General features: G+C 54.8%; 1 protein-coding gene. It reads left to right on the top strand.

The window, feature by feature from the left end; all coding sequences use genetic code 11:
* Positions 1-726, top strand: a protein-coding gene (locus AB6802_RS30050; protein WP_371013836.1) for an IS5 family transposase whose coding sequence is annotated in 2 segments (ribosomal slippage) — positions 1-305 and positions 305-726 — 727 coding nt annotated over the 2 segments. Because the reading frame shifts where the segments join, the coding sequence is not laid out codon by codon here. This gene is flagged as partial in the annotation.
* Between the last annotated feature and the right edge of the window lie 17 nt (positions 727-743).

Genomic DNA, 743 nt, shown 5'->3' with positions numbered 1-743 from the left:
GCAGTGGGAGAAGATGGCGCCGCATTGTCTTGGCAAGACGACGGATGCCGGACGCAGCGGCAAGGACAATCGGCTGTTTCTGGAGGCGGTGCTTTGGAAAGCGCGCACCAATAGCCCTTGGCGGGACCTTCCTGATGCTTTCGGCGACTGGAATGCAATTTTCAAACGCTTCGACTATTGGTCGAAGCGGGGCGTGTTCGAACGTATTTTCGAAGCGGTTTCAGACGATCCGGACATGGAATACGCCATGATCGACGCCACCATCGTTCCGGTCCATCGTCATGGACACGGCGCTAAAGGGGGACTCAAAATCAGGCGATCGGCAAGTCCAAGGGCGGTTGGACAACCAAAATCCTGGCACTGACCGACGCGCTCGGCAACTTGGTGCGTTTCATCCTGCTGCCCGGCCATCGCTACGACACTATAGGCGTCGCGTCTTTGATCGAAGGCATCGATTTCGATGGGTTGATTGCCGACAAGGCTTTCGATGCCAACTGGATCGTCGAGGAGATGAACGAACGAGGTGTAAAGATCGTCATCTCGCAACGGCCCAAGCGCAAGCTGCCAATCCAAATCGATGATGAGATCTACAAATGGCGCCATCTCGTCGAGAACTTCTTCGCAAAGCTCAAGGCCTTCAAAGGCATCGCTATGCGAAGCGAAAAGACAGATCGAAACTTCAGCGCAATGATCTACGCTTGCGCATCCGTCATCAACTCACGCTGATTCTCAACAGGCCCTAG

It is taken from the genome of Mesorhizobium sp. RCC_202 (genome assembly GCF_041355295.1).
Taxonomy (GTDB): Bacteria; Pseudomonadota; Alphaproteobacteria; order Rhizobiales; family Rhizobiaceae; genus Mesorhizobium.
This window is presented reverse-complemented; position numbering and strand designations above follow the sequence as displayed.